This is a genomic window from Limnohabitans sp. JirII-29 (assembly GCF_003063395.1).
Taxonomy (GTDB): domain Bacteria; phylum Pseudomonadota; class Gammaproteobacteria; order Burkholderiales; family Burkholderiaceae_C; genus Limnohabitans.
This window is the reverse complement of the sequence record NZ_NESB01000010.1, coordinates 15313-41434: the sequence shown is the minus strand read 5'-3', so window position 1 is coordinate 41434 and position 26122 is coordinate 15313. Positions and strand designations below refer to the sequence as shown.

Sequence of the window (26122 nt, the reverse complement as noted above, 5' to 3'; positions counted from 1 at the left end):
CAATGACTTCTGCCCCAACAACCGCTGCCTCATTGCAGCCCGGCACCGTGACCTTGCGCATCGACCAACAGACGGTGCACGCGCAGGAAGGCGAAACCATTTTCAAAGCCGCGCAACGCCACGGCATAGACATTCCGCACCTGTGCTTCAAGGACGGCTTCCGCCCCGACGGCAACTGCCGCGCCTGCGTGGTCGAGATTGCGGGTGAACGCACCCTGGCCCCGAGTTGCTGCCGCACCGCCACCGCAGGCTTGGAGGTGTTGGTCAACAGCCCGCGCGCGCGCAAGAGCCAACAGATGGTGCTGGAAATGCTGCTCTCCGACATGCCCGATGTGGGCCACAAGTGGCTGGAAGACGGGGTGGGCCAACACGGCGAACTCAGCGACTGGGCGCAGCGCCTGGACGTGCAGGTGCGCCCCGCCTTGCAAGCGCTGCGCCGCACCCAACCTGCGGCCGATGTGTCACACCCCGCCATGGCGGTGAATTTGGATGCCTGCATCCAGTGCAACCGCTGCGTGCGTGCGTGCCGGGAAGAGCAGGTCAACGATGTGATTGGCTACGCCCACCGGGGCGCGCACAGCGCCATCGTGTTCGACCTGGACGACGCCATGGGCAGCAGCTGCTGCGTGGCCTGTGGCGAATGTGTGCAAGCCTGCCCCACGGGCGCCTTGATGCCGAAATCCCAAATGGGCTCGCAGGTGGTGGACAAACAAGTGGACTCGGTGTGCCCGTTTTGTGGCGTGGGGTGCTTGCTGACCTACAACGTCAAAGACAACCGCATCGTCAGCGTGGACGGCCGCGACGGCCCGGCCAACCACCAGCGCTTGTGCGTCAAAGGCCGCTTTGGGTTTGACTACGCGCACAGCCCGCAGCGGCTCACCGTGCCTTTGATTCGCAAAGCCGGTGTGCCCAAAGACCCGGCGGCCATCGCCCAGCTTAACCGCGACAGCGCCGATTGGTCGGCAGTGTTTCGCCAAGCCTCGTGGGACGAAGCCTTGGCGCTTGCAGCAGGCCAACTCACCCATTTGCGTGACACCCATGGCCACAAAGCGCTGGCCGGCTTTGGCTCGGCCAAGGGCAGCAACGAAGAGGCCTATTTGTTCCAAAAGCTGGTGCGCACCGGCTTTGGCTCTAACAACGTGGACCATTGCACCCGGCTGTGCCATGCCTCCAGCGTGGCGGCATTGCTCGAAGGCGTGGGCTCGGCGGCGGTGAGCAACCAAGTCAACGACGTGGCGCATGCTGAGCTGATATTTGTCATCGGCTCCAACCCCACGGCCAACCACCCGGTGGCCGCCACTTGGATGAAGAACGCGGCCAAGCGCGGCGCCAAGATTGTGCTGGCCGACCCGCGCGTCACTGACATCGGCAAACACGCGTGGCGCACCTTGCCCTTCAAGCCCGACACCGACGTGGCCATGCTCAACGCCTTGATCCACACCGTGATCGACGAAGGCTTGGTCAACCAAGACTTCATCCGCGACCGCGCCAACAACTTCGAAGCCCTGAAGCAGAACGTGCAGGGTTACAGCCCCGAGGCCATGGCCCCCATCTGCGGCATTCCTGCCGCCACCTTGCGCGAGGTGGCGCGTGCCTTTGCCACCGCCAAAAGTGCCATGGTGTTGTGGGGCATGGGTGTGAGCCAGCACGTGCATGGCACCGACAACGCGCGTTGTCTGATTGCGCTGGTCAGCGTCACCGGCCAAATTGGCAAACCCGGTTCTGGCCTGCATCCGCTGCGGGGCCAAAACAATGTGCAAGGGGCCAGCGACGCGGGCTTGATCCCCATGATGTACCCCAACTACCAACGCGTGAGCAATGCTGCTGCACACGCTTGGTTTGAAAAGTTTTGGGACACACCACTCGACAACCAACCCGGCTACACCGTGGTCGAGATCATGCACAAAGCCCTGGCCGACGACAGCGACCCGCACAAGGTGCGCGGCATGTACATCATGGGCGAGAACCCGGCCATGAGCGACCCTGATTTGAACCATGCGCGCCATGCCTTGGCGTCGCTGGAGCACTTGGTGGTGCAAGACATCTTCATGACCGAAACCGCCTGGCTCGCCGACGTGGTGTTGCCCGCCACCGCGTGGCCTGAAAAAACCGGCACCGTCACCAACACCGACCGCATGGTGCAACTCGGCCAACAAGCCATCGATCCGCCGGGCCAAGCCCAACCCGACCTGTGGATCATTCAACAAATCGCACAGCGTATGGGCCCCCACGCGAGCGCACTGCGCGAAGCTCAGCCCCATGCGAGCGCGCTGCGCGGCTCGCTGCCCCCCGAGGGGGCGTCGCCCGCCTTGGGGCGGCCCGGCGGCGGGCGGGCCTTGGCATGTGGTTATGCCGGCCCGCAGAGCGGTGTGGCCGAGGTCTACGAGGAAATGCGTCAAGCCATGCACGGTGTGATTGCGGGCATCAGCTGGGAGCGTTTGCAGCGCGAGTCCAGCGTGACCTACCCGTGTTTGAGCGAGAGCGACCCGGGTGAGCCCACGGTGTTCACCCAACACTTTGACACCGACGATGGCCGTGTGCATCTGGTGCCCGCAGACATCATTCCCGCCAACGAACGGCCTGATGCCGACTACCCGTTTGTGCTCATCACCGGTCGCCAACTGGAGCACTGGCACACCGGCAGCATGACACGCCGCTCGGGCGTGCTCCATGCCATTGAGCCCACGGCCACCGCGTCGATGTGCGGTGCCGACCTGCTGACCCTGGGGCTGAACGCGGGCGATGTGGTCACCCTGGCCTCACGCCGTGGCCAGGTGAGCTTGCGGGTGCGCCGCGACGACGGCACACCCATCGGTTCGGTGTTCATGCCGTTTGCGTATTACGAAGCGGCAGCCAACTTGATGACCAATGCCGCGCTCGACCCCTTTGGCAAGATCCCTGAGTTCAAGTACTGCGCCGTGGCGGTGCGTGCGGGTGGTGAGCTGCCACACAACGCCGGGTTTTTTAGTCGCGACCGCGTGGGCCGCGTCGCTCTTGCGGCCCCTCCATCGAAGGGCGTTGCTCAGGCCTAGGCGCTGATTCCTGCCTAGACCTCTGCTCCTGGTAGTGCTGACGCACCACAGGCTCTACCGGGCTGTAGGGGTAGTGCTGCTCATGCAACTGCTGTTGCTGTTCATGTGGGTAGTGGCTGCCCGAATAGCCGCGTTGGTAACTGGGCAAGGGCGCTGGCGAAACATAGGCGGGACGATGCCCTGGGCCCCAATCGGGTCGACGTTCGCCCCATGCGGGGCCCCAGTGTTCACCCCAACGTGGGGCCGCATCGCGTTGCCAGCCTTTGAAGTAGGGCGGAGGGCTTCTGTAATAGCGCACCGGGGTTTGCAGCAAATACAGCGGCACGGCCTCGGGGGTCACCAAAGACCACGGGCCGTTGTACCAGGAACTGGCGTACCAGTTGTCGTTTTGGTAGACCCAGTGCATGCCGTCGTAGAAGAAGAAATTCAAGTTCAACCCCGGCGCGTAATACACGGGTGAACCTGGCACTGGCACCAGTCTCGGATATACCGGCACATGGATGCCAATGTTCACGTTGGGCAAACCAATGCCAATACTCACTTGGGCAGCCGCTGATAAGACAGTGCCTGCCAGCAAGGCCAATAGCGTGATGAGATAACGCATGGTTGTTTCCCCTAGAGTGGAGCTTCTTTAACGCACACCCTTTGGATGACGTTTACCAAAGCTATCTTGGGGCAATCAGCAAAGCCACGCTGTGCGCTGGAGCACTTAAGCTGGCGTGTGCCTCAATCAGTACAAGATTTGCCGTGCAGCAAGGTTGACAATGGCGTTGCAAGCCTGTTTGAGTGATGCCACCGCTTGGTCCGGGTTGGCCACCACAGCCTCAAAGTTGGGGAAGGTTTTTGTTGAATAGGCGTGTTGCCAGCCTTCTTCGCTGGGCTTCCAGCCAGTCGCCAGATAGCCTTTGTACAAAGGGGTCTGGTGGTCTTTGCCTAACAGCGTCATCACGGTGGTGACGGTGGGCGCGTAGCCTGCTGCATCGCGTGGCGAGACAAAGCCCATGATGGTGGGCGCAATTACCAACACCGCATCGGCGTCTGACGTAATGTCTGCATACGACAAGGTGTAGCGCCCATCGTCTTCAACCCAGGGCCCGTCTTGCACCGACACCTCGTAGCCGGCTTGTTTGAAGCGTTGGACCATGGTGTGGGTCAAGCTGTCGGCAAATGAAAAGTTCTGTTGTGTGATCAGCTGTGTCAGCGCCAGTTGCCAATATTTAGACGCACTCACCGACACCTCTAAGTTCATCGTGCCAAACACAAAACCAGGGTCGTAAAAATTCATCACGGTGTACTCGCGCGGCTCACGCGGGCGAATGATGGTGATGGTTTTGACACCTTCCAGTGCATTTTTGGTTTTGTCTACTTTGGGTAAAGGTGGGTTTGCGCAGCCCACCAAACCAGTGATGCAGACCAGCAGAAAAACAATTATTTTCATGACATGCTATTTCAAATAAATTAAATCAATAGTACTGCATCAGAGGGTGCGCAAAGTCGCTGAAGTGGCGTGTGCATCGAGGACAGTGCTTAATTTGGGCGGAGAATTCGTCACCATGACTTCACCCCAACACCGTCACTTCATCTGTCTTGCTGCTGTATGCGCAGCACTGCTTGCAGGGCCCTTGTGCAGCAACGCACAAACTGCGTTTCCAAGCCGCGTGATTCGCGTTGTGGTGCCCGTAGCACCTGGTGGTGGTGCCGACATGGTGGCGCGCATGGTGACCGACAAAATGTCGCACAGCCTGGGCACCTCCATCATCATCGACAACAAGGCGGGTGCGTCGGGCTCCATCGCTGCGCTCGACGTGGCGCGTGCCGCCCCTGATGGCTACACCCTGATGCAATGCTTTGTGGCCACCCACAGCACCAACCCGGCGGTGCTGAAAATCAAATACGACCCGATTGCCGACTTCACCCCCGTGGGCATGATGGCGCGCACCTCCAACGTGCTGGTGGTGGGCGATAAAAACAAAGCCAAAACCTTGCCCGAGTTTTTGGCCCTGGCACGCAGCAAGCCTGGGGCCATGAGCTACTCGTCGGCGGGCAGTGGCTCGGCCACCCACCTCATCATGGAGTACTTGGAGAACCAGGCCAAAGTGGGCTTGGTGCATGTGCCCTACAAAGGCGCGGCGCCTGCCATTCAAGATTTATTGGGCGGCCAGGTCGACGCCATGTTCCCCAGCCTCACCACCGCCTTGCCCTACATCAAGGCGGGCAAGTTGCGCGCACTGGCTGTGGCCTCGCCCAAGCGCGACCCGTTGCTGCCCGATGTGCCCACCGTGGCCGAAATGGGCTTTGCAGGCTTCAGTGCCATCCAGTGGTGGGGCTTGTGCGCACCTGCCAAAACCCCAGAACCGGTGGTGGCCAAACTCAACAAAGCGCTCAACGAGGCGCTGCAACAACCCGACATCACCAAACGCTTGAGCGACATTGCCGCTGAACCCACGCCCATCACGCCACAGCAGTTTGACGACTTCTTGAAAAGCGAAGTGGCCAAGTGGACCAAGTTGGTCAAAGACGTCAACCTTCAAATCGAGCAGTGACCCATGACCGAGACGCATCGCCCCACACGCATGCCCGCCATGTATTTGCCGCATGGTGGCGGGCCTTCATTTTTCATGACCGGCGAGCGCAAGCAGCGCTACCAAGACACCGAAAACTTTTTGCGCAGCGTTCGCAGCACCTTGCCTGCGACACCCAAGGCCATTTTGTTGGTTACTGCACACTGGGAAACCGCCGTGCCCAGCTTCACCGGTGGCCAGGCGCCTGAACTGATTTACGACTATTACGGTTTTCCGCCCGAAACCTACGCCCTGCAATACCCCGCACCTGGTCTACCCAAGCTGGCGACGCAGGCCGCGCATTTGCTGCAACAAGCGGGCTACCCCGCACAAGTGGATGCACAGTATGGATGGGACCATGGCGTGTTCATTCCCCTCAAGGTCATGTTTCCCGAGGCCGATGTGCCGGTGGTGGCCATGTCGTTGCACCACAGCCTAGACCCGGCGCTGCACTGCCAATTGGGGCAGGCCTTGCAAGCCTTGCGTGACGACGGTGTGTTGGTGGTGGGCAGTGGCATGAGCTTTCACAACCTGCGTCATTTCAGTGAGGGCGGACCCGCATCGCAGGCGTTTCATCACTGGCTCGATGTGGCCCTGGATGGCAACTGGGCGCACCGCACCCAACACCTGTCGCACTGGGCGCAAGCCCCGGGTGGACGCGCTTCGCATCCACGTGAAGAACACCTCATTCCCTTGATGGTGGCCAGCGGTGCGGGCAGTGACGCACCCGCTAAAAAAATGTGGTCTGGCATGGTGGGGCCGACCCATCTGGCAGGCTGGATGTTTGAATGACCGATTGGCTTTGAGGCGGACCCGTGGTACAGCGTGGTGGCCCCAGCGGGCACACCACTCGCCATGTTTCAAAAACTCAACCAGCTGATCAATGCCAGCCTGGCTGAGCCAGAGGTCACGACAAGACCCAAGTCCGCGGGTGCGGTGGCCATACGCGCCCGGTGGTCACCCACGCGTGCATCAAGGCCGATTGATTGCGTTGCTTTGCTTCAAATGGCCTGGTGGCGTGCTTTTTTAACCATTGCATTGGCTTCAAACGACATCTTCACGGCCTCTGCTGCCGCATCAGATGCACGTCGCGTGGCCTCGGCAGCCTCAGACGACATTTGAAGCAACGTTGTCTCTGCCTGCTGCGCCACGGCCGCAGCAGCAGCAGCTGACGCGGCCGATGCGGCTGCTGCGGCTTCCATTGCTGCTTCTGCAGACGCGGTGGCGGCTTCGGCCGCCGCTTCGGCCGCTGCAATCACCAATTGGTTGGCGGCTTCTTTGGCGGCAATGGCGCATTTACTGGTGGCTGTGAATGCCTTTTCGGCCGCCACACAAGCGCGCTTGGCCGCGTCAGCTGCGCTCACCGTGAGCAAACGCAACGATGACAAGGCCGTGGTGTATTTTTCGTTCACCACGATGTAGCCTTTGCGAAGATTCATGATCTCGGTTTCATGCGCAATCAGCTTTTCGTAAATCTTGGCCAATTCGTCTTGCATGATGGAGTTCTTTCAAGTGAGCGCCTAACTTTTTAAGCTTGATAACAATTCATTATGCGCCCTCGGGTCTTAGCGTTCTGTGCGCATTCGCACACAGTGCCAATCAGAGTAGAGTGGCACGATGACAACAGACAAATCACTCGGGCATTTAGGGGTCAGCGATTCGGTAGACCGCCGCAATGAGCTAGAGATGCTCAACTGGGCACTGTTGGCCCAAAACAAAGCGGCCTCAGCGTTGAGCCGTGCAGACGACAAGGACTCATTGCTGAAAGAGGTTTGCCAATCCATCGTGGAGCAAAAGCCCTACGAGTTGGCCTGGGTGGGTTTTGCGCAGCATGACGCTGAAAAATCTGTGTTCATTGCTGCCGCTGAGGGTGCAGCCAAAAAGTACGTCACACAGATTCAGGTCAGTTGGTCGGCCGACTCGCCCTTTGGTGCAGGCCCGGCTGGTACTTGCTTACGAACTGGCACGGCCAGCTTGTTCAAAGACTGCACACGTGATGCTGGTTTTTCTGCCTGGAGCGAACGCGCCGCATCTTTCGGTTTGCGCTCAGTGGTGGCTGTGCCTATTTTTGATGGCGAGTTGCCCGCCATTGCCACGCTGCTGGTGTACGCCTCGGTGCCCAACGCCTTTGGCGACAAAGAACTGCTGCTCTTTGAAAGCCTGGCCAAAGTCATTGGCACAGGCCTGCGCAATTTAGAGCGACAAGGCCGCTTGGCCAACGAGGTACAAAAGCGCGAAGAAACACAACAACGTTTGGCCGACGCACTACGCGCCACCATTGAGGCCGTGTCTAAAACCATGGAGTGGCGTGACCCCTACACCGCAGGCCATCAACGACGCGTGGCGCAAATTGCCGTGGCCATTGCACGCAAGCTGGGGTGGACCTCTGAAAAAATCGAAGGCCTGTACTTGGCCGCCATGGTGCACGACATTGGCAAAGTGGGTGTGCCGTCAGAAATATTGACCAAGCCCATGCGACTGACCAGCGTAGAAACGCAACTGGTGCGCGAGCATGCAGAAACGGGGTATCAAATACTCAAAGACATTCCGTTTCCCTGGCCCATTGCAGAAATGGTGCGCCAACACCACGAACGCATGGACGGCACGGGCTACCCCAAAGGCCTGAGCGCCCCCCAAATATTGGACGAAGCCAAAGTGATTGGTGTGGCCGACACTCTGGAGGCCATGGGCTCGCATCGCCCGTATCGGCCAGCGCTTGGACTTGCCGCTGCCATCGATGTCATCACCAGCGAATCTGGCACCGCCTACGACCCGGCCATTGTGCAAGCCGCGTGCTCTTTGATGGATGCACAAAACACCTTGCAAAGCATCTTGGACAAATGAACACGGGGCCCAACAAACGTCTAAGTTTGGCCTTGCATCAATTCGTTGCGATAGGTGTGCGTGTCGTCAAATCGGCTCTGTAAATACTCGCCTGAGATCATCGGCGCATGCTTGGGCTTTTCACCGGGCTGCAAGCAAGTGGGCAATGTCTCAATCTTCAAATGGTAGGGCGGCGTGACAAACAGTGGGATGGAGTAGCGGTGTGTGTTGGCTGGATTGACGACGCGATGGGGGTTGGACACATACCGGTCGTTGGTCCAGATGGACAGCAAGTCCGCCAGGTTGACCACCAGATGGTTGTCGGGAATGGTGACGTCGATCCAATCACCCTCTCTGGGTTTGACTTGCAGGCCGCCCACGCCATCGTCTGACAACACGGTGATGGTTCCGTAATCGGTGTGTGCGCCGCATCCAATGCGTCCATCCTCGGTGTTCACGCGGCTCTCAGGCGGGTAATGCAACATGCGAAGGTTCAGCAGCGGGTAGCCAGGCAAGTTTTCAAAAAAATTGGCATCCAAACGCAACGCAATGGCAATGCCGCGCTGAATGCGACGGGCCGCTTCGTACACCTCATCAAAGTAGGCTTGCCAGGCTTCACGAAAGCCAGGCAAGTCTGGCAATTGGTTGGGTCCGTGCAACGGCGTGCCTGCCATCACTTCAGGGTGGTTCGGCCCGTCTTCGGTGCCCGAGTCAATTGACTCTTTCACATCGCCTGCACCATAGGTTTTGCCCAAGGCCTCATTGGCCAAAGCGCCTTCGAGGTTTTCAAGGCCTATCCCAACATAGCCTCGGTGGACCGGGCTTTTGCCAATGGCAATCTTTTCTTTCTCGGATGCTGGCAAGTCAAAAAACTCTTTCATTTTGGCCAGCAAATTGGCTTTGGTTTGAGGGGCCACACCATGTCCCGTCACCAACAGAAAACCTATGTTTTTGCAGGTGTCGTCAATGACTTGCCCCACCGACAAAGCCTCTGGCGAGTTGTATGACAAACCTGTGGCGAGGCTTGACACGTCGATGGTTGGAATGGATGGCGCTGTGGAGGTGGGCATGGTTCGGATACTCACGGGTGTGTCTGTTGTGCTTGAGGAAACATTTGAAACCGCTGCTCAATGTTAGGTCCTAAACCGCTTGCGGTTTTGATCGGGGTCAAGTGATGAAGGTATGGTTTGCAGCTGTCGTTGTTGCATGTGATCGAGATACTTGTTGTGCGATCCCGATAACTCAGTTACATTAGGTGCGTTGCAGCATTTTTGCTACCTCATGTTGCAAACAAGTTCGATTTGAGCAGCGGTACTCCCAACACCGCACACCTCCACCACCCCAGACGATCTGGGATCCCACTGGTGGTCTGACTTTCTCCCTAGGCAAGCTTTTTTTGGGTGACCTTTACACCGTCGCCAACGATCATGTTTAGTTGTACTTTGCAACTGCATGAATCCGGGCGCTGAGCGCCCGAACATCACTGGTTTTCATGTCATTTGCTTCTTCACATCCGTTTGCCGTCGGCAATTTTCGGATCACACCGCTCAGCCGGTCACACGACGCGGGTCATCACACTGCCGTTCTCTCCATCCGCAGGGGTGAGGGATCGCAGACCAATGACCGCATCTACACCTTCAAACCTGAATTCAAATGTCAGGACAGCGCGCTGATGTATGCAGCCGCGCAAGGTCGCTACTGGCTGATCAATCCAAGCTCGCTGGCTTGAATCCTCAACACTCTGTTTTTTTACCTGCGTCCGATGCATTTGCAAGGCGCATTTTTTTGAAAGGCTCCAAAATGAGCAGCAAACTTTATGTCGGCAATCTGACCTATTCGGTTCGTGATGAAGATCTCCACCAACAATTCTCTGCCTTTGGCCAAGTGCAATCTGCCAAGGTGATGATGGAACGTGACACGGGTCGCTCCAAAGGCTTTGGCTTTGTCGAAATGTCTAGCAGCCAAGAAGCCGAGGCAGCCATCCAAGGCCTGCACGGCAAGAACATGGGTGGCCGTGACCTGACCGTGAACATCGCCCGTCCCATGGAAGCTCGACCACCCCGCAGCGGTGGTTTCGGCGGAGGTTACGAAGGTAACCGTCGTAGCAGCTATTAAAGCTTGAACGTCGATTCAGAAAAGCCAGCATCACTGCTGGCTTTTTTTTGCATGGATGGGTTGGACATGTTGTCTGGCGTGTGCCACTTGGCCCAACCGCTGACAACCGCAACCGCTGCAAACCTAAGGGTTGATGGATTTCTTAAGACACAAGCGCGTCAAATCATCCGCCACCGCATTCAAAGCCCCTGGCCAATCGCCCACGCGTTGTTGTCGGTACAAGCGCATGCTGGGGTACCACGGCGTTTGTGCCGTGTGCATACCCCAGCGCCAATCGGGCACAAATGACAGCAGCACCCACACCGGTTTGCCCATGGCACCCGCCAAGTGCGCCACCGAGGTGTCCACGGTGATCACCAAATCTAGGTCTGCGATGCAGCGTGCCGTGTCCAAGAAATTGCCAAACACCTGCGGCTCACCGAGCGGCGCAGGGGCCGCATGCTCGCCTTGTTGCAGATTGACCCAGTGCACACCAGGCACCGTCCACAACGGGGCCAACAGGGCTGTGGAGATGGAGCGGTTGGCATCGTCTGTGTGCGTGGGTCGGCCTGCCCACACCATGCCCACGCGCATACCCGTGTGACCAGTGCCGCGTGCGCCTCGTTTGTGTGCGGGTGCTGACGCAATGTGCAGATAAGGGGCGTTGCAGAAAGCGGGGTTGAAGTTGGGCAGCAGGCTGGGCAAATCCAACAGGGGCAAGTGCGCATCAAACGCGCTGGTGCTGCCCGGTTGTGGCTGAAAGATAGGAACGTGCGGCAAGGTTTGTGCAAACAGCGCTTGCAAAGGTTCGGGACATTGCAATTGCAGTTGCAGGCCTTGTTGTTGTAGCCAAGGCAGGTAGCGCACAAACTGCAAGGTGTCGCCAAACCCCTGTTCGGCCCAAAACAAAAGGGTGGTGTTGGGTTGAATGCCTCCGTCCCACAGATGTGCTTTGGGGTAGTGCATGGTTTCTGTCCATGCGGGGGTGTCCCAGCGGTTGCGGTAGAGCTGCCAACCATCGGCATGCCCCATGTGCAAACGCAGCATCCCTAAGTAGGTTTTAGCCTGCGTATGCCCTGGTTGCACACGCAACACGGCCTGTGCTTCTTGCATGGCGGCCTGGTAGTCACCCATGGCACGCAGCACCACCAGCCGGGCCATCCGAAAGTGCGGCTCGTCAGAGCCTTGCAGCGTGCGCAGTGCCTCGTCCAACTGCCCGCGTGCCAACAGTGCGCGCGCAGCGTCTATGGGGTTGATGTGGGGCTGCGTCATGGTGCTTATTTTGTCGGCACAGTCACTTGCCTACAGACTGTGCGCAAGCACTTCACCTGTGCATCAACCCCATCGTGGCTTGAAACAACGCACTCTGCGCATCCATCCAGTCGAGCACGATGTTGAAGTGGTTGCGCTGCGGTGCTTCATGCCAGGTCACCGGGTTGCCATGCGCACGGCACTCGGCAGCGTAGTCGTGTGACTGGCGTTTGAATTCATCGGTGTCGTGCTCGGCCACAGCCACATACAGCGGCACTTGTGGGTGAGGCAGGTGGTGCATGGGGCTCAAGGCCTGGGCTTGTGCCACGCTCAGGTTCAGCCAGGTGTTGGGCACGCAGCGTTGCACGGGCTCCAGGTCGTACAAGCCGCTGAGCAGCACGCCACCGCACAGTGCGTTGGGGGCCAAGCCGTGTTCAGCTTGCCACTCAGGCGCAAGCAGCATGGCCGCCAAGTGCGCCCCGGCTGAGCTGCCCGTCAGCACGGTGCGTGGCGGTGCCACGCCATGTGGCGCGGCGTCTTTTAACAGCCAGGCCACGGCGCGTTGACATTGATCCACGATCTGCGCGAGCGTGGCTTGGGGGGCCAAGGTGTAGTTGATGGCGGCCACCGCCACGCCATGCGCGGTGAACTGCTGCGCCATGAATACCGAGTCTTGGCTGGTCAGTGCACGCCAGTAGCCGCCGTGGATGAACACCAACAAGGGCGCATCGGGACGGCCCGCCACCGGAAACAGGTCCAGCGTTTCATCGGACCCGCTGCCATAGGTCACATCACGCACGCAGGGCGTGAGCTGGTACATGGGAGTCGAGCTGTCGCGGTAGGCTTGGAGTTCAACCGCAATGTCGGGCACGGTGGCGCGTGCGTCGTATTGGCGTTCTAACTCAGCCTGCGGCCAACTGCGCCAATCAGACACCGAGGCTGTCCTTGAGTTCATGCCGTGCATCCATCAGGCTGTCGGAGCTGCCGTGCCAAATAGTTTGGCCTTTTTCCAAGATGTAGTGGGTGTCGGCCAGGCGCATCAAAGGCACCAGGTTTTTGACCGACAAGCCCGAGGTCTTGAGGGTGTGCAAGCAGTGCCAAATCTCGGCGCGCACCAGCGGAGCCAGGCCCTCGGTGGCTTCGTCCAAGATGAGCAAACGTGGGTTGGTCATCAGCGCACGGCCAATGGCCAGCATTTGTTGTTCACCGCCTGAGAGGTTGGCACCCAAGTTGCCCGCACGTTCTTTGAGGCGTGGAAACAACTGGTACACACGCTCCAGCGTCCACGGCTCGCGTTGGTTCAAACGGTTGTGGGCCGTGGCCACCAGGTTTTCATAGACCGTGAGGTTGGCAAACACTTGGCGTTGCTCAGGCACCAGGCCAATGCCTAGACGGGCGATTTGGTGCGAGGGCAGGTGGGTGATGTCTTGGCCCGCAAACACAATGCGCCCTTGGCGTGGCGTCATGATGCCCATGACCGAACGCACCGAGGTGGTTTTGCCCATGCCATTGCGCCCGAGCAGGGTGACAAACTCGCCCTCGGCCACCGACAGGCTGGCGCCAAACAGGGCTTGCGCGTCGCCATAGAAAGTTTCTAGGTCGTGCGCTTGCAGCAAAGCGGTGGTGCTCATGCGGGCAGCTCCTCATCGCCCAGATAGGCGGTGCGCACATCGGGGTGTTGGCGAATTTCTTCGGGCTTGCCGCTGGCAATGATGGCGCCATTGACCAGTACTGAGATGGTGTCGGCCAAGGCAAACACGGCCTGCATGTCGTGCTCCACCAGCAGCAGGGTGTAGCGGCCCTTGAGGGCGGCCAACAAATCGACCACCTTCATCGATTCTTGGTGGCTCATGCCGGCCATGGGTTCGTCCAGCAGCAGCACTTTGGGTTGGCTCACCAGCACCATGGCCAGCTCCAACTGACGGCGCTCGCCGTGGGCCAGCTCAGACACGCGCTGCGTGATGCGGTGGCTCAGGCCCGCTTGGGCAATGGCGTGTTCTGCGGGGTCGACCAACTGCGTGCGTTGCAGCAGGGTACGCCAAGCGCCAAAGCTGTGGCCCGCATGCGCTTGTTTGGCCAAGGCCACGCATTCAAGCACGGTGAATTCTGGAAAGGCCGACGAAATTTGGTATGAGCGGGCCAGGCCACGCAAGGCACGGTCAGCGGCGGGCAGGGCCGTCACGCATTCGCCTTGCAACAACACATCGCCGCTGTCGGGCCGCAGCTCGCCACCGAGTTGACCAATGAGTGTGGTCTTGCCCGCACCATTGGGGCCAATGATGGCGTGCAGTTCGCCTTGTGCCAGGGTCAGGCTCACATGGTCGGTGGCCAGCAAACCGCCATAGCGTTTCACCAGCGCGTGTGTCTGCATGGGGGTGTGGGTGTGTGCGCTCATGCCGACGCTCCGCGTGACGCATGACGCGACGCTTGGCGTGCATCCCAATCCAGCGCCAGGCCATACAAGCCCCGACGTGCCAGCAATACCACCAACACAATGAAGGGGCCCAGGATGATGGGCCAGTGTTCGGTCAGGCCTTTGAGCCACTCTTCACAACCCAGCAAAGCCAAGGCGCCCACCAAGGGGCCCAGCACGGTGCCCATGCCGCCTAGCACCACCATCACAATCAGCTCGCCCGAGACCGTCCAGGCCAGGTACGCGGGTGACGCATAGCCCGTGAGGTTGGCGTACAAAAAGCCCGCCACACCGGCGAGCACGCACGACAGCACATAGGCGCTGAGCTTGTAGCGCAGCGTGTGAAAACCCAAGGCGTTCATGCGCCGCTCGTTCATGCGGCAGGCTTGCAACACCATGCCAAACGGGGCGTGCACCATGTGCTGGGTCCACACCACCACCGCCAGCACGCAGGCAAACGCGGTGTAGTAAAGCGTGAGCGGCGCGCCCATGTCCAGGCCCAGCAATTGGCTGCGCAGCGAGATCGACAAACCGTCGTCCCCGCCGTACTGTTTGAGGCTGACAAACAGGTAATAAAACATTTGGGCAAAGGCCAGCGTGATCATGATGAAGCCAATGCCACTGGTGCGCAGCGACACCCAGCCCGTGGCCAGGCCCACCAAGGCACACAGCACCACCGTAGCCAGCAGTTGCAGCGCGCCGTTGTCTATGCCGTGGCTGGCCAAAATGCCCACGCTGTAGGCCCCCAAACCCAAATACAAGGCATGACCAAAACTCACCAGGCCACCAAAGCCCAGCACGATGTTCAGGCTCAACGCCGCCAAGGCCAGCACCAAAGCGCGGGTTGAAAAGGTCAACAAGAAGGGCTCTTGCACCCAACGTGCGTACAAAGGCAACACGGCCAGTGCGAGCAGCAGCAGCACCGTGATGGACAAAGACAAGCGTGGCTTCATGCGTTCTTCACCGGGAACAAGCCTTGTGGGCGCAAGGCCAGCACAGTGGCCATGAAGATGCAAGTCAGCATGGACGCGATGGCGGGGCCCGCCGCTTGGGCGCTGCTGCGGTCGATGAACTCGCGCAACAGCATGGGCAAAAAGGCACGGCCTGCGGTGTCAATCACGCCCACCATCAAGGCGGCATAAAACGCGCCTTGCACCGAGCCAATGCCGCCAATCACGATGACGATCATGACCAAAATCAAAATCGGTTCACCCATGCCGGGTTGCACCGACAAGATGGGGCTGCTCATCAAACCCGCCAAGCCCGCCAGCGCGCCACCGAGCGAAAACACCAAAGCGTTGAGCAGGCGGATGTTCACGCCCAAGGCCGCCACCATGGTGGGGTTGAGCGAGCCCGCACGAATCAGCATGCCCACCCGTGTCTTGGCAATCAACAGGTAGCAGCCCAGCGCCGCAATCAGACCGGCGCTGATGATGGCAAAGCGGTACATGGGGTACATCACGCCCAGGATGTCGATCGTGCCCGACAAGGCGGGTGGCACGTTCATGTACGAGGGCGATGCACCCCACACCCAACGTGCCAGTTCGTTGAAAAACAAAATCAGCCCGAACGTGGCCAACACGTGGTCTAGGTGGTCGCGCGTGTACAAGCGCCGTGCCACCACCCACTCCACCAAGGCGGCCAACACACCACCGCCCACCACTGCGGCCACACCGGCGGCCACAAACGATTCGGTGGCCGCGTACACCGTGGCCGCAAAGTAGGCGCCCATCATGTACAAGCAACCGTGTGCCAGGTTGACAAAGCTCATGATGCCAAACACCAGCGTCAAGCCAGCGGACAACATGAACAGCAGCACACCGAGTTGCAGGCCGTTGAGGAGTTGTATGAAAAACAGCGACGACGTCATGCGTTCAGGCCATGGCGTGTCGCGTGGGGCGTCTTGAAACCCAGGCCCATCATCAGTTCATGGTGCACTGGCTGGCGTAGGCGTCGGCATGGTCTTTGAGCACCACACCTTTGTTCACCAAGGCCGCTTGACCGCTGCTGTCTTTGGCCACGTCCACACGGTAGAAGTTGCGGATGGGGAACTGGTTGTTGTTGAACTTGAAGGGACCAGCCACCGATTTGAAGTTGGCTTGCTTCAAGGCTGCGCGGAAAGGCTCGCGGTCGAGCTTGCCTTGGGTTTTGAGCAAAGCCGAGTTGATCAACATGGCGGCGTCATAGCTTTGTGCGGCATACAGCGATGGCACGCGGTTGTATTTTTTGCGGAAGTCGTCCACAAACTTTTTGTTTTGTGGGTTGTCAATGTCAGGGCTGTAGGGCGAGCTGGTGATCACGCCCAACGCGATGTCTTTGAGCGCGGGCAGCGTGGTGCCGTCCACGGTGGAGGCCGACAGCAGCGGCACCTTGCCCAGCAAACCAGCTTGCTGGTATTGCTTGACGAAGTTCACGCCCATGCCGCCTGGGTAAAACACATACACCGCGTCAGGCTTGGCGGCTTGCAGTTGGGCTATTTCAGCCGAGTAGTCGGGTTGGTTGATCTGGGTGTAAATCTCGTCCAGCGCTGCGCCTTTGTATTGGGTTTTGAAACCCGCCAACGCGTCTTTGCCCGCTTGGTAGTTGGGCGCCATCAGGTAGACGCGCTTGTAGCCTTGCTCGCGGGCGTAAGCGCCCATCGACTCGTGCAGCGAGTCGTTGTTCCAGGAGGTTGAAAAATACATGGGGCTGCAACCCTTGCCCGTGATGGGCGTGGGGCCCGCATTGGAGCCAATCAAGAACACGCCCGCATCGGTGATGGGCTTGTGCACGGCCATCATCACGTTGGAGAAGGTCACGCCCGTGATCAGACCCACTTTGTCTTTTTCAATCAGCTTCTTGGCCAGCTCCACGCCCACGTCGGGCTTGAGCTGGTCATCTTCTTTCAACACCTGCACCGTGCTGTTGCCCAGCTTGCCGCCCAAATGCTCAATGCCGAGCATGAAGGCGTCGTACTGGTCTTGCCCCAAAGCACCCGCCGGGCCCGACAAGGTGCCCAAGAAACCAATTTTCAGGGGCTGCTGCGCCTGGGCAGCCAGGCCGGTCATGGCCAGCGCACAGGCCACCGAGAAGGACTTGACGGAAATTTTCATCATAGGAAGTCTCTTGAGGTTGAAAGTTGAAAGGCTGGAGAAATTTTAATCTTGAAATAATTTATGGCATCAGGGTTTTCACGAAACTACGGCCGCAAATTTGGTGCCAAGTTTGCCAGTCGCGTCCGCTGTGCACCGTGCCGCATTGGGTGCAGGTGCGTTCGGCGTCAGACGTGTCGTAAAACGAGGCAAAGGCCTTGGGCAAGTCTTCCACAATGCTGTGCAGTTGCAACTCGCGGCGTGCCACTTGGTGACCGCATTGGGCGCAGTACCACTCAAAGGCATCGATGTCGCCTGCGGGGCGGTTGCGCTCAATCACGGTGCACAGGCTGCCCGCTTCGGGCCGTTGTGGGGAATGGCGCACGAAAGCGGGCAGCAAAAACACATCGCCCTCGCGCAGGTGGATGCGCTCAATCTTGCCCCGGTCGGCAATCAGCAGCGACGCATTGCCCTTGAACTGGTGAAAGTACTCTTCAAACGGGTCCACATGAAAGTCGGTGCGCTGGTTGGGGCCACCCACCACGGTGCAAATCAGGTCAGAGTTTTTCCAGATTTGCTGGTTGCCCACCGGCGGCTTGAGCAAATGCGCATGCTCATCCACCCAATGGTTGAAGTTCAGCGGCGCGCTGTACAGCGTGGGAGAGGGCGGCTGATTCGACGAAGGAGCTGAAGACATGGTGCTTACTTTCTGAAAATAAGTGGGTGCCAGTGACGAAAGAATTCGGCGATAGCCGAAAAGAAACCGCGCTTTGGCGGGCTGGCGTCTTGCCCAGACAACACGCGCGCCAAACGCTCAAAAAATTGTGTGCTCAAGCTGCGTGCGCTGGCTTGCATGAGCCGATTGCCCAGCTGCGCCAGTTGACCACTCATCTGCGGCGTGGCTTGCCACTGTAAGTGCGTGCCTTGGGCCGCAGGGCTGGTGCCTGTCGCGTGGGCGCGCAGTTGCACCACCACCTCGGCTTCGCCTTGGCCCAAGCTGCCAGCGTGGCCCGACAGGTGCAAACGGCAAACAGCAGGCTCGCCTTGTGAGGGCGTGCACAGGGGCATGACGCATATCTGTGTCTCAAAGCGCGCCGACACCGGGCCCAGCCCCACCTTGACCACGGCGGTGTACTGCGTGTCGCTCAGGCGTTGTATCGACTCGCAACCCGGAATGCATTGCTGCAACACCACTGGGTCCAACACCGCGTCCCACACCACCGCCACGGTTTGCCCCAAGTGGTGGCTGCCGCTGATGGCCGTCGGGTTGTTCGTTGGCTGCGTCGCGCTGTGGGCGCGGTCCTTGAGCACGCGTGAGGCTGGCGCTCGGGGCGTGCTGGAGGGTGTGGGCCTGGGCAGCTGCGCGTCCTCGCCCGTGTGTGCCGCCACCGCACGGCGACACAGCACTGCGCTCAAGTGGGCGCGGTAGCTGGCGCTGGCGTGCACATCGGTGTGCGCCAGCTCAGCGCTCAGGTGCACACCGTTCAAGGCCTGCACCGACCAGTGTGCTTGCAGGGCAACTTCAGCTTCAGGCCAACGCGTGACACCGTTGCCCAAGCCCGTGATCGCCACGCGCACGGGGCTGTGGTCGTGCCTGGTGGTGCGTGTCACAGCCACCCCCACCATGGCAAAGCGCGAAGCAGGTTGTTCGTATTTCACATACTGCGCCGAGGCACACGCGGGCCACAGCACACCCAGCAACACTTCACCGGCGTGCAAGGACGTGGTGAACAAGTCGGTGAAGAACTGGTCGGCAGGTATTTCGCGCTGGCTGGTGAACAAGGTGGCGTCATAGGCCAACACACCGGCAGGCCAACAGGCCGCAGGGTCGTTGTTGACCAAAGACCCACCGATGGTGCCCACGTTGCGCACCTGTTGGTCGGCAATGCCATGCGCCAACTTGGCCAGCATGGGGTGGTGTTGCTGAATCTCTGGATGGGCGGCAATGCGGGCGTGGGTGGCCATGGCACCGATCCACACGCCGTCGTCGGTGACCCGAATGTCTTGCAACTCTGGCACGTCTTGCAGATCCACCAGGTGCGAAGGCTGCGTCAGCCCGAGGCGCATGGCCGCGAGCAAACTTTGCCCGCCCGCCAGCAACTGGGCCTGAGGGTGTTGCTGCAAGCAGGCCTGCACCTCGGCAAGCGAGGTGGGGCGCAGGTATTGCACACCGCTCATGGCGCGGCCTCTTGGCGCAGCAAGCGCAGGCCTTCGCACACGGCTTTGACAATGCCCTCGTAGCCGGTGCAGCGGCACAGGTTGCCAGAGAGCGCGGCACGCACCGCGTGTTCTTCGGCGGGCACAGCCTCGTGCACCATGGCCAGCGCGCGCATCACAAACCCTGCGGTGCAAAACCCGCATTGCAGCGCGTGGTGGCGGGTGAAGCATTGCTGCATCACGTGCAGCGCGTGTTCGTCGGGGGCCACGCCTTCAATCGTGGTCACGCTGCGGCCCTGTGTTTGCAAGGCCAGCCGGTTGCAAGACTTCACCGCCAGGCCGTCCACCAGCACGGTGCAGGCACCGCACTGGGCGGTGTCGCAGCCTTGGTGGGTGCCCGTGAGTTGGCAGCTGTCGCGCAGCACGTCGATCAGCCAAGCCGAAGGCACCACCTCCAGCGACTTGGGCTGGCCGTTGAGCGTGAGCTGCAAAGCACGGTGCATGGTGTGACGCTTGCTGGTGTGACGTTTACTTGAGGCGCAAGCCCGACTCGGCAAAGGCTTGGCGCGTGGCCTCGCGCTCGGCGTCGGTCAGTTGCAACAGCGGGCGACGCACCAAACCACCGTGTTGGCCCAGCAGCTCTTGCCAGTACTTGCTGTGGGCCTGGGGCTTGCCTTTGGGCTTGGATTTGCGCATGGCCTGACGCACGGGGTCGAGGCTTTGGCTGACTTGGCGTGCTTCGTCGAACTTGCCTGCAAACGCCAGACGGGTGTACTCGTTCATGCGTTGGTCCACCTTGGTCTGCAACAAGAACGGGGGGGTGGAGCACAGGTAGAGCTTCCAGCCCAGCTCGATGATGTTGTCCAGCCAGTCTTCTTCGTCGGGGTTGCTGACGTGAATTTTGTGGCCAGACAGTTGCGTCAGTCGGGTGTAGGCCGCCCGGTCGGTGCTGTACTTGATGGCCACCACGCTGGGCAAGTCGGCAATGCGGTCGCACAGCTCAGGGCTCATCACGTAGCCGCAGTCGGGGTGGTTCCACATGGCCAGGCCAATGTCGAGTTGCTCGGTCAGGTAGCGGTAGTACTCGTAAATGGTCTCATCCGTGTGTGCGCCAAAGTGCAGCACCGGGCTGTGCACGATCACGTAGTCGGCCCCAATCTCTTGCGAGTAACGGCCCAGCTCCAGCACCACGTCGAGGTTGGTGTCTGAGCACGAGGTCACGATGCCGCAGTGGCCCATGCCACCCCGGTCACCGGCTTTGGCCGCTTCTTCCACGGCAATGCGCATCAAGGTTTTGCGCTCGTCGATGCTCATCGAGAAAAACTCGGCCTGCTTGCCCGCAATGAACAGACCGCCAAGTTGCAGGTCGTTGATCCAGTGTTGCAGGTTCTCGCGGTAAGCCTGCTCGTCGAGCTTGCCCTCGGCATCAAACGGTGACAGGCTGGCCGCCCACACCCCCACCATGTGTTGGCGGGCATAGGCTTTGGCGTCAGATTTTTTGTACTTCATCACAGGTCCTCTTCAAAGTGATCTTGCATGGCACGCCAGAGTTGCTCTGACGTGAGGGGAAAGTTCAACGCGCACTCACCCAGGGGCGAGAGCGCATCGCGTGCGGCATTCATCAAAGCGGCGGGCACACCAATGCAGCCGGCCTCACCCACGCCCTTGGCACCCAGCAGGTTGTTGGGGCTGGGGGTGTGCAACGAGATGATCTCGATGGCAGGCATGTCGTCGGCGCGGGGCACGGCGTAGTCCATCAGCGAGCCGGTGATGAGCTGGCCTTGTGCGTCGTACACCAAGCGCTCCAGCATGGCTTGGCCCAGGCCTTGTGCGGCCCCGCCCACGAGTTGCCCGTGCGCGAGTGTGGGGTTGACGATGTGGCCCGCGTCGTCGGCCCACACCAGGCGTTCCACTGTGGGGTGGCCGGTGTCGGGGTCTAGGCCCAGGCGTGCCATCACGCAGCCACAGCTCCAGGCTTCGTCGCTGGTGAAGCGCTCGTCCACCACGATGGGGTACGTCGCGCCGCCCTCGCGCAAAGCCAGCGCTCTGCGACAGGCTTGCACAATCGCGCTGCCACCAATCGCGGTGCTGCGGCTGGCCAACGCGCCCGTGCCGTCGGGGCAGTGGTCGGTGTCGCCCATGAGCACCGTCACAAGTGACGCGTCGCAGCCCAGTGCCTCGGCGGCAATCTGTGCGAAGGTGGTGGCGTGGCCTTGGCCTTGCGCAGGTGCGCCGCTGGCCACAGTGACGCGGCCATCGCCGTGCAGGGTCACGCGGGCCGACTCAAAGCCCTGACCACAGGGCTCTACATACAAGGCCAAGCCAATGCCCACCCACTCACCGCGCGCGCGGCGCTCGGCTTGTTGTTGTCGTTCTGCGGTGTAGTCAAACTTCTCGCAGGCTTGGCGCAGCAAGGCCGCGTAGTCGCCCGAGTCGAGCACCTCACCGCTGGGTGTGGTGTAGGGCATGTCGGTGGCGGCAATCAAATTCTTCAGGCGCAAAGCCACCGGGTCGATGCCCGCTTGGCGCGCCGCTTGCTCGACCAAGGTTTCCATCAGCAAGGCGGCTTCGGGGCGCCCAGCGCCTCGGTAAATGTTGACCGGGGCCGCATGCGCCTGGGTGGCCTGGCCTTGCACATCCAGCGCTGCCACGCGGTAGGGGCCAGGCAAGATGCGCGCCGCATTGCGCAAGGGCACCACGGCTGAAAATGGCAACCAAGCGCCGAGGGTGAAATGCAACTGGGCCGACAAGCCGGTGAAGTTGCCCTGTGCGTCCAGGCTCAAACGACCGTTCAGTTGCGAGCCTCGGCCTTGCATGCCGGCGGCAAAGTCTTCCGAGCGGGTGGCGGTCCAGCGCACGGTGGCGCGCAGGTGCTGGGCGGTCAAGGCGACCAACAAGTCTTCGGGGCTGACCGAGGCTTTGGCACCGAAAGCACCGCCCACGTCGGGGCTGATCAAGCGCACTTGGCTGTGCGGCAGACCGAGCACACGCGCCATGTCGGCGCGCGCGCGTGAGGGGGTTTGGCTGCCCAGCCAAATGGTGACGCTGGCCGTGTCGGCGTGCCACTGTGCGCTGCACGAACGGGGCTCCATGGCCATGGCGGTGACACGGGGTGACACCAACTGCACCTGCACCTGGTGCGCGCTGTGGCTGGGCAGCTGACCGTGGCGATGCTGGGTGTGGGTGGTGGGGGCTTGCGCGTCGGACCAATCGGTGCGGGCCGGTAAAGCCTGGCAGTGCAGCACCACCTGTGCGGCGGCGGCTTGGGCCGTTTGGCGCGTGTTGGCCACCACCACTGCCACGGGTTGGCCCACGTAGTTCAGGCTGGTGCTGGCCAGCAGCGGAAAGTCTTGGGGCTGCAGCAGTGGCAGCAGTGGGTTGATCTGGGGCATGTGGTGCTCGCCCAGATCGGTGGCCGTGAGCACTGCCACCACACCGGTCATGTCTTTGGCGGCTTGTGCGTCAATGCGCAGCAAGCTGGCATGCGCATGGGGGCTGCGCACAAAGGCCATGTGCCATGCGCCTGGCAGTGCCACGTCTTGCCCAAAACACGCTTGGCCGCGCAGCAAAGCGTTGTCTTCACGGCGTGTGGTGTGCTGGTTCGCACTGGATGGGGTGGTCGATGTCACCCCTGTATTCAACCAAAGCCTGCTTCAGAGTCGAAGCGAAATAAATTGAACAATCATGCAGAGAAGCTGTGCAATCTTGTGGATGCTCATGGCGTTGATGGTTGGGTCTTGCGCAGGTTGGCCAAGGTGTTTTGGTAGGTCTGTGCGTGCGGACCACCCAAGGCCACGGCGCGCAGAGCGGCTTCGTTGGCGGCTGCGGTTTGTCCCATCTCGTGCAGCACCTGTGCCAAGTTGTTCCAGGCGTCCCCCGCTTGCGGGTGGTGCAGCGTGGCTTGGGTGTAGGCGGCCCTGGCATCGGCCAGCGCATGTTGGCGGTAGCTGGCATTGCCCGAGGCCATCAAGACTGGTAAGTGGGTGGGCCAGGCTTTGAGTGCTGTTTGGTAGGCCTGTTGGGCTTGCAGGGGCGCGACACGCTCCAGCGTGATGGCGGCGCTCACATAGTCTGTGGCCCTTGCTGTCGCAGGCAAGGTGTCGGTGCGTAATGCCACAAAGGCCCAGCGCTGCGCCCTGGCCCAACTGCGGTCGAAATCTTCGACCGACATCACCAGTCGTTTTTGGTCACCCGAGCGCAGCAGCATCGTGCCCGCATTCAAGTCGTAACCCACCACCACGGCGTAGTGCCACAGTGGCAAGGCATTGAACCTGAGGTTTTGCAACACCACCACCGGGTGCCCGGCCGCCAGTTCGGCCAGCAGCGCTTGCGGTTGCGCTTGCAGCACATAGGGCAGCGCACCGGCACGCCGCGTGGCACCCAGCATTTCTAGTTGAAGGCTGCCCTGGCGTTGCGGCAGGTACACCTCGTCTTCCAGCAACTGCGGCGAACGCAGGATCCCGGCGTGGCTCAAGACCATCGCCAGGGAGGAGGGGCCGCACTGGAAATCGTCTTGCGGGTAGAACGGCACGTTGACCAGTTCAACCTGTTGCGGCAGGCTGTTTTGCGCGCGGTAATCCGCCAAACGCGACACGTCCACGGACGCCGGGCTCACGCACCCCGCCAGCAGCCAAGACAGCGGCCCGGCCAGCCACCAGAGCGACCAGCCCAAGGAGCGCTGCGCCATCAGATGGCCACGGCGACCAAAATGGCGACCATCAGAATGATCACCATGTCCATCTGGCTCAGGGTGCCGCCTGCGGGCATGGCATCAATGCGTTGCGCCAAGGCGTGCACTTCTTGTTCGCTCAGCGCATCCACGCGGCCCTGGGACACCAGCCCCCCCACGCCCATGGCTTCGAGTTTTTCTTTCACGCTGGCGCGCTCGACAAAGCTTTGCACTTTGGCGCGGTCTTGCTCCAACTGGGTTTGTGCATTGAGGGCCTCGGTCTCGACGATGTCGGCTTTGGCCAGGGGCGCTTGGGCGAGCATGGCTGTGGTCAATACGGCGGTGAGCACGCGGTAAAAAGCAGTGTGGTATTTCATGATGGTTCCTTTAAAAAGTGAGACAGACAGGAGAGACACGCCATGGCTGACCGTGCCGGTGCCGCCACCCGACAAACCTGCTGCATCGCAGAGGTTTGATCCTTGGTCAAACCTTCCCGATGTGTGTTGTGTGTCTGGTGCGGTGTTCATATTGCGCTTATGAAGATCGTTTTTGTGAGTTTATATCAAAAATGTGCGAAAAGCACATTTATTAATAAATTCATCAAAAAGTGCTCATACACGCCCGCTAGCCTGAGCCGACCCGTTCAAACGCGCGACATAAACTTGGACGATGTCTTCCCAACTCGCCACCTCCAATCTGAGCTTGCGCCAACTGCGTGCTTTCTTGGCCGTGGCCCAAGAGTCCAGCATGACGCGTGCGGCGGCCAAGCTGCACCTCACGCCTTCGGCTTTGTCGATGCTGGTGCGTGCCATGGAAGACGACTTGGGCGCACGCTTGTTCGAGCGCACCACGCGTCGCTTGGTGTTGACGGAGGCCGGTCAACAGTTTTTACCCACGGTCGAGCGGGTGTTTGAAGAGCTGGAGCAAGGCTTGAGCCGTTTGCACGCAGCACAACACATGAAAGATAGCCTGCTGCGTCTGGTGGCCACGCCTTTGTTGGCCAGCGCCTTGTTTCCTCAGTTGATTGCGAGTTTTCGCTTGCAGCACCCGCAGGTGCGGGTGGAGTTGCTAGACGGCCCTGTGGATTCGTTGCCCGCGCTGGTACGCCAGGGCCACGTGGACATGGCGGTGTGCACCGCCAACGATGACAGCGTGGATTTGCTGGCTACACCGCTGTATGCCGACACCTTGATGCTGGCATGCCACACCTCGCACCCTTTGGCCGAGCAGCGCGAGGTGGCGTGGCAAGACCTCTTGAGTGAGCCCTTGATTTTGTTGCGTCATGGCAGCGGTTTGCGCACGCTGGTAGACCAAGCGTTTGCGCGTTGGAGTCGGCGCATACAACCCGCGTATGAGGTGTCGCAGGTGGCCACAGCCCTGGGGCTGGTGGTGGCGGGTGAGGGCGTGTCGGTGTTGCCGTCTTACGCCATTTCGCGGGCGCAAGCCTTGTCGCCTTCCTCGTCCATTGCCACGCTGGCCTTGGTCTCGCCCACGGTGTCGCGCCAAATTGTGGCGCTCACCAAATCAGGGGCCGACATTTCGCCTGCGGCGCAAGCGTTCATGGAGCATTTCAAAAAGCACGCAGGCAAGGCCTGAGCGTGTGCCTCAGTCAGAGCACGAGAGAGAGCGTCTGTTTGTGCTGCTGCCCAGGTGTCAGTCAGGCACCACCGCAGTGACTTCAATTTCCACCTGCGCGCGGTCTTCCACCAAGTCGGCCACTTGCACCAAGGTCATGACGGGGTAATGGCGCCCCATCACCTGCTGGTAGACCTGGCCGAGTTCGCGGCCACGCGCTAGGTATTCTTTTTTGTCTTTCACATACCAGGTCATGCGCACCATGTGCTGTGGGCCCGCCTTGGCGCAGGCCAAGGTGTCCACAATGTTTTGCAGCGCCTGCGCGCATTGCGCCACAAAGTCGTCGCTCTCAAACTGGGCTTGGCCGTTCCAGCCAATCATGCCCGCCACATAAATTTGGCGACCCCGCGCCTCAATGCCATTGGCATAGCCTTTGGGAGCAATCCATCCTTCGGGTTGTAAAACATGCCACATGG

The 26122-nt window shown here is 60.5% G+C and carries 26 protein-coding genes; 7 read left to right on the top strand and 19 right to left on the bottom strand.

Annotated elements, in window-relative coordinates:
• The first annotated feature begins 2 nt into the window (after positions 1 to 2).
• Positions 3 to 3032 (top strand): molybdopterin-dependent oxidoreductase, encoded by a 3030-nt coding sequence (locus B9Z39_RS14355; protein ID WP_108302169.1) that lies wholly within the window; start codon positions 3 to 5, stop codon positions 3030 to 3032.
• On the opposite strand, the gene B9Z39_RS14350 is transcribed toward B9Z39_RS14355, so the two are convergent.
• On the bottom strand, positions 2965 to 3636 hold the full coding sequence (locus B9Z39_RS14350; protein ID WP_199173008.1) for a hypothetical protein: 672 nt from the start codon (positions 3634 to 3636) through the stop codon (positions 2965 to 2967). The genes B9Z39_RS14355 and B9Z39_RS14350 overlap by 68 nt on opposite strands.
• Positions 3637 to 3762: 126 nt before the next feature.
• Positions 3763 to 4470 carry a hypothetical protein gene (locus B9Z39_RS14345; RefSeq protein WP_108302168.1) on the bottom strand — a complete coding sequence of 236 codons (708 nt, stop codon included), beginning with the start codon at positions 4468 to 4470 and terminating at the stop codon, positions 3763 to 3765.
• Between the two features lie 115 nt (positions 4471 to 4585).
• Between B9Z39_RS14345 and B9Z39_RS14340 the strand changes: the two genes are divergently transcribed.
• Positions 4586 to 5575 (top strand): tripartite tricarboxylate transporter substrate binding protein, encoded by a 990-nt coding sequence (locus B9Z39_RS14340; protein ID WP_100147938.1) that lies wholly within the window; start codon positions 4586 to 4588, stop codon positions 5573 to 5575.
• Positions 5576 to 5578: 3 nt separating this feature from the next.
• Positions 5579 to 6385 carry a class III extradiol ring-cleavage dioxygenase gene (locus B9Z39_RS14335; protein ID WP_233249020.1) on the top strand — a complete coding sequence of 269 codons (807 nt, stop codon included), beginning with the start codon at positions 5579 to 5581 and terminating at the stop codon, positions 6383 to 6385.
• A gap of 209 nt (positions 6386 to 6594) precedes the next feature.
• On the opposite strand, the gene B9Z39_RS17190 is transcribed toward B9Z39_RS14335, so the two are convergent.
• The gene (locus tag B9Z39_RS17190) at positions 6595 to 7089 is read right to left on the bottom strand and encodes a hypothetical protein (protein WP_233249019.1); all 495 of its coding nucleotides are present in this window, start codon (positions 7087 to 7089) and stop codon (positions 6595 to 6597) included.
• A 121-nt stretch (positions 7090 to 7210) separates the two neighbouring features.
• Here B9Z39_RS17190 and B9Z39_RS14320 point away from each other — a divergent pair, with 121 nt between their 5' ends.
• Positions 7211 to 8437 (top strand): HD domain-containing phosphohydrolase, encoded by a 1227-nt coding sequence (locus B9Z39_RS14320; protein WP_108302165.1) that lies wholly within the window; start codon positions 7211 to 7213, stop codon positions 8435 to 8437.
• A 20-nt stretch (positions 8438 to 8457) separates the two neighbouring features.
• Here the strand turns inward: B9Z39_RS14320 and B9Z39_RS14315 are convergent, their stop codons facing one another.
• Entirely contained in the window at positions 8458 to 9501 is a 1044-nt protein-coding gene (locus B9Z39_RS14315; protein WP_146183340.1) for an isopenicillin N synthase family oxygenase, read from the bottom strand.
• A gap of 407 nt (positions 9502 to 9908) precedes the next feature.
• Here B9Z39_RS14315 and B9Z39_RS14310 point away from each other — a divergent pair, with 407 nt between their 5' ends.
• Both B9Z39_RS14310 and B9Z39_RS14305 read left to right on the top strand, forming a co-directional pair.
• A complete protein-coding gene (locus B9Z39_RS14310) occupies positions 9909 to 10145 on the top strand; it encodes a hypothetical protein (protein WP_100147943.1) in 237 nt (78 codons plus the stop codon).
• Positions 10146 to 10216: 71 nt separating this feature from the next.
• A complete protein-coding gene (locus B9Z39_RS14305) occupies positions 10217 to 10531 on the top strand; it encodes an RNA-binding protein (protein WP_100147968.1) in 315 nt (104 codons plus the stop codon).
• Between the two features lie 123 nt (positions 10532 to 10654).
• Here B9Z39_RS14305 and B9Z39_RS14300 read toward each other — a convergent pair whose 3' ends face one another.
• The 14 genes from B9Z39_RS14300 to B9Z39_RS14235 all read right to left on the bottom strand — a co-directional run bounded on the left by B9Z39_RS14300 (position 10655) and on the right by B9Z39_RS14235 (position 24448).
• A complete protein-coding gene (locus B9Z39_RS14300) occupies positions 10655 to 11782 on the bottom strand; it encodes a hypothetical protein (RefSeq protein ID WP_100147944.1) in 1128 nt (375 codons plus the stop codon).
• Positions 11783 to 11834: 52 nt separating this feature from the next.
• Complete coding sequence (locus B9Z39_RS14295; protein ID WP_158269510.1) at positions 11835 to 12716, bottom strand: alpha/beta hydrolase; 882 nt, start codon at positions 12714 to 12716, stop codon at positions 11835 to 11837.
• Positions 12688 to 13392, bottom strand: a complete 705-nt coding sequence (locus tag B9Z39_RS14290; protein WP_108302163.1) for an ABC transporter ATP-binding protein — start codon at positions 13390 to 13392, stop codon at positions 12688 to 12690. Before B9Z39_RS14290 ends, B9Z39_RS14295 begins: the two co-directional genes overlap by 29 nt.
• A complete protein-coding gene (locus B9Z39_RS14285) occupies positions 13389 to 14156 on the bottom strand; it encodes an ABC transporter ATP-binding protein (RefSeq protein ID WP_199221223.1) in 768 nt (255 codons plus the stop codon). The genes B9Z39_RS14290 and B9Z39_RS14285 overlap by 4 nt, the downstream gene beginning before the upstream one ends.
• Complete coding sequence (locus B9Z39_RS14280; protein WP_100147947.1) at positions 14153 to 15127, bottom strand: branched-chain amino acid ABC transporter permease; 975 nt, start codon at positions 15125 to 15127, stop codon at positions 14153 to 14155. Before B9Z39_RS14280 ends, B9Z39_RS14285 begins: the two co-directional genes overlap by 4 nt.
• Positions 15124 to 16044, bottom strand: coding sequence for a branched-chain amino acid ABC transporter permease (locus tag B9Z39_RS14275; protein WP_108302162.1), 921 nt, complete (start codon positions 16042 to 16044; stop codon positions 15124 to 15126). Before B9Z39_RS14275 ends, B9Z39_RS14280 begins: the two co-directional genes overlap by 4 nt.
• 52 nt (positions 16045 to 16096) lie before the next feature.
• Positions 16097 to 17269 (bottom strand): ABC transporter substrate-binding protein, encoded by a 1173-nt coding sequence (locus B9Z39_RS14270; RefSeq protein WP_100147949.1) that lies wholly within the window; start codon positions 17267 to 17269, stop codon positions 16097 to 16099.
• A gap of 58 nt (positions 17270 to 17327) precedes the next feature.
• Positions 17328 to 17942 carry a 3-hydroxyanthranilate 3,4-dioxygenase gene (locus B9Z39_RS14265; protein ID WP_100147950.1) on the bottom strand — a complete coding sequence of 205 codons (615 nt, stop codon included), beginning with the start codon at positions 17940 to 17942 and terminating at the stop codon, positions 17328 to 17330.
• A gap of 5 nt (positions 17943 to 17947) precedes the next feature.
• The gene (locus B9Z39_RS17005) at positions 17948 to 19423 is read right to left on the bottom strand and encodes an FAD binding domain-containing protein (protein ID WP_158269509.1); all 1476 of its coding nucleotides are present in this window, start codon (positions 19421 to 19423) and stop codon (positions 17948 to 17950) included.
• Entirely contained in the window at positions 19420 to 19905 is a 486-nt protein-coding gene (locus B9Z39_RS14255) for a (2Fe-2S)-binding protein (RefSeq protein ID WP_108302161.1), read from the bottom strand. The genes B9Z39_RS17005 and B9Z39_RS14255 overlap by 4 nt, the downstream gene beginning before the upstream one ends.
• 25 nt (positions 19906 to 19930) lie before the next feature.
• Positions 19931 to 20911, bottom strand: a complete 981-nt coding sequence (locus tag B9Z39_RS14250) for a dihydrodipicolinate synthase family protein (protein ID WP_108302160.1) — start codon at positions 20909 to 20911, stop codon at positions 19931 to 19933.
• Complete coding sequence (locus tag B9Z39_RS14245; protein WP_199221222.1) at positions 20911 to 23031, bottom strand: xanthine dehydrogenase family protein molybdopterin-binding subunit; 2121 nt, start codon at positions 23029 to 23031, stop codon at positions 20911 to 20913. The genes B9Z39_RS14250 and B9Z39_RS14245 overlap by 1 nt, the downstream gene beginning before the upstream one ends.
• An 86-nt stretch (positions 23032 to 23117) precedes the next feature.
• Positions 23118 to 24089, bottom strand: coding sequence for a PA2778 family cysteine peptidase (locus tag B9Z39_RS14240; RefSeq protein WP_100147954.1), 972 nt, complete (start codon positions 24087 to 24089; stop codon positions 23118 to 23120).
• Complete coding sequence (locus B9Z39_RS14235) at positions 24089 to 24448, bottom strand: PA2779 family protein (RefSeq protein WP_100147955.1); 360 nt, start codon at positions 24446 to 24448, stop codon at positions 24089 to 24091. Before B9Z39_RS14235 ends, B9Z39_RS14240 begins: the two co-directional genes overlap by 1 nt.
• Before the next feature lie 292 nt (positions 24449 to 24740).
• On the opposite strand from B9Z39_RS14235, the gene B9Z39_RS14230 reads away from it, so the two are divergent.
• Positions 24741 to 25667, top strand: coding sequence for a LysR family transcriptional regulator (locus B9Z39_RS14230; protein WP_108302159.1), 927 nt, complete (start codon positions 24741 to 24743; stop codon positions 25665 to 25667).
• A gap of 57 nt (positions 25668 to 25724) precedes the next feature.
• On the opposite strand, the gene B9Z39_RS14225 is transcribed toward B9Z39_RS14230, so the two are convergent.
• Positions 25725 to 26120: a RidA family protein gene (locus B9Z39_RS14225; protein WP_108302158.1), complete on the bottom strand. Its 396-nt coding sequence runs from the start codon at positions 26118 to 26120 to the stop codon at positions 25725 to 25727.
• Between the last annotated feature and the right edge of the window lie 2 nt (positions 26121 to 26122).

Coding starts and splice junctions, on each gene's coding strand:
- B9Z39_RS14355 (WP_108302169.1), top strand. CDS start 3: ATGACTTCTGCCCCAACAACCGCTGCCTCATTGCAGCCCGGCACCGTG.
- B9Z39_RS14350 (WP_199173008.1), bottom strand. CDS start 3,636: ATGCGTTATCTCATCACGCTATTGGCCTTGCTGGCAGGCACTGTCTTA.
- B9Z39_RS14345 (WP_108302168.1), bottom strand. CDS start 4,470: ATGAAAATAATTGTTTTTCTGCTGGTCTGCATCACTGGTTTGGTGGGC.
- B9Z39_RS14340 (WP_100147938.1), top strand. CDS start 4,586: ATGACTTCACCCCAACACCGTCACTTCATCTGTCTTGCTGCTGTATGC.
- B9Z39_RS14335 (WP_233249020.1), top strand. CDS start 5,579: ATGACCGAGACGCATCGCCCCACACGCATGCCCGCCATGTATTTGCCG.
- B9Z39_RS17190 (WP_233249019.1), bottom strand. CDS start 7,089: ATGCAAGACGAATTGGCCAAGATTTACGAAAAGCTGATTGCGCATGAA.
- B9Z39_RS14320 (WP_108302165.1), top strand. CDS start 7,211: ATGACAACAGACAAATCACTCGGGCATTTAGGGGTCAGCGATTCGGTA.
- B9Z39_RS14310 (WP_100147943.1), top strand. CDS start 9,909: ATGTCATTTGCTTCTTCACATCCGTTTGCCGTCGGCAATTTTCGGATC.
- B9Z39_RS14305 (WP_100147968.1), top strand. CDS start 10,217: ATGAGCAGCAAACTTTATGTCGGCAATCTGACCTATTCGGTTCGTGAT.
- B9Z39_RS14300 (WP_100147944.1), bottom strand. CDS start 11,782: ATGACGCAGCCCCACATCAACCCCATAGACGCTGCGCGCGCACTGTTG.
- B9Z39_RS14295 (WP_158269510.1), bottom strand. CDS start 12,716: ATGAACTCAAGGACAGCCTCGGTGTCTGATTGGCGCAGTTGGCCGCAG.
- B9Z39_RS14290 (WP_108302163.1), bottom strand. CDS start 13,392: ATGAGCACCACCGCTTTGCTGCAAGCGCACGACCTAGAAACTTTCTAT.
- B9Z39_RS14285 (WP_199221223.1), bottom strand. CDS start 14,156: ATGAGCGCACACACCCACACCCCCATGCAGACACACGCGCTGGTGAAA.
- B9Z39_RS14280 (WP_100147947.1), bottom strand. CDS start 15,127: ATGAAGCCACGCTTGTCTTTGTCCATCACGGTGCTGCTGCTGCTCGCA.
- B9Z39_RS14275 (WP_108302162.1), bottom strand. CDS start 16,044: ATGACGTCGTCGCTGTTTTTCATACAACTCCTCAACGGCCTGCAACTC.
- B9Z39_RS14270 (WP_100147949.1), bottom strand. CDS start 17,269: ATGATGAAAATTTCCGTCAAGTCCTTCTCGGTGGCCTGTGCGCTGGCC.
- B9Z39_RS14265 (WP_100147950.1), bottom strand. CDS start 17,942: ATGTCTTCAGCTCCTTCGTCGAATCAGCCGCCCTCTCCCACGCTGTAC.
- B9Z39_RS17005 (WP_158269509.1), bottom strand. CDS start 19,423: ATGAGCGGTGTGCAATACCTGCGCCCCACCTCGCTTGCCGAGGTGCAG.
- B9Z39_RS14255 (WP_108302161.1), bottom strand. CDS start 19,905: ATGCACCGTGCTTTGCAGCTCACGCTCAACGGCCAGCCCAAGTCGCTG.
- B9Z39_RS14250 (WP_108302160.1), bottom strand. CDS start 20,911: ATGAAGTACAAAAAATCTGACGCCAAAGCCTATGCCCGCCAACACATG.
- B9Z39_RS14240 (WP_100147954.1), bottom strand. CDS start 24,089: ATGGCGCAGCGCTCCTTGGGCTGGTCGCTCTGGTGGCTGGCCGGGCCG.
- B9Z39_RS14235 (WP_100147955.1), bottom strand. CDS start 24,448: ATGAAATACCACACTGCTTTTTACCGCGTGCTCACCGCCGTATTGACC.
- B9Z39_RS14230 (WP_108302159.1), top strand. CDS start 24,741: ATGTCTTCCCAACTCGCCACCTCCAATCTGAGCTTGCGCCAACTGCGT.
- B9Z39_RS14225 (WP_108302158.1), bottom strand. CDS start 26,120: ATGTGGCATGTTTTACAACCCGAAGGATGGATTGCTCCCAAAGGCTAT.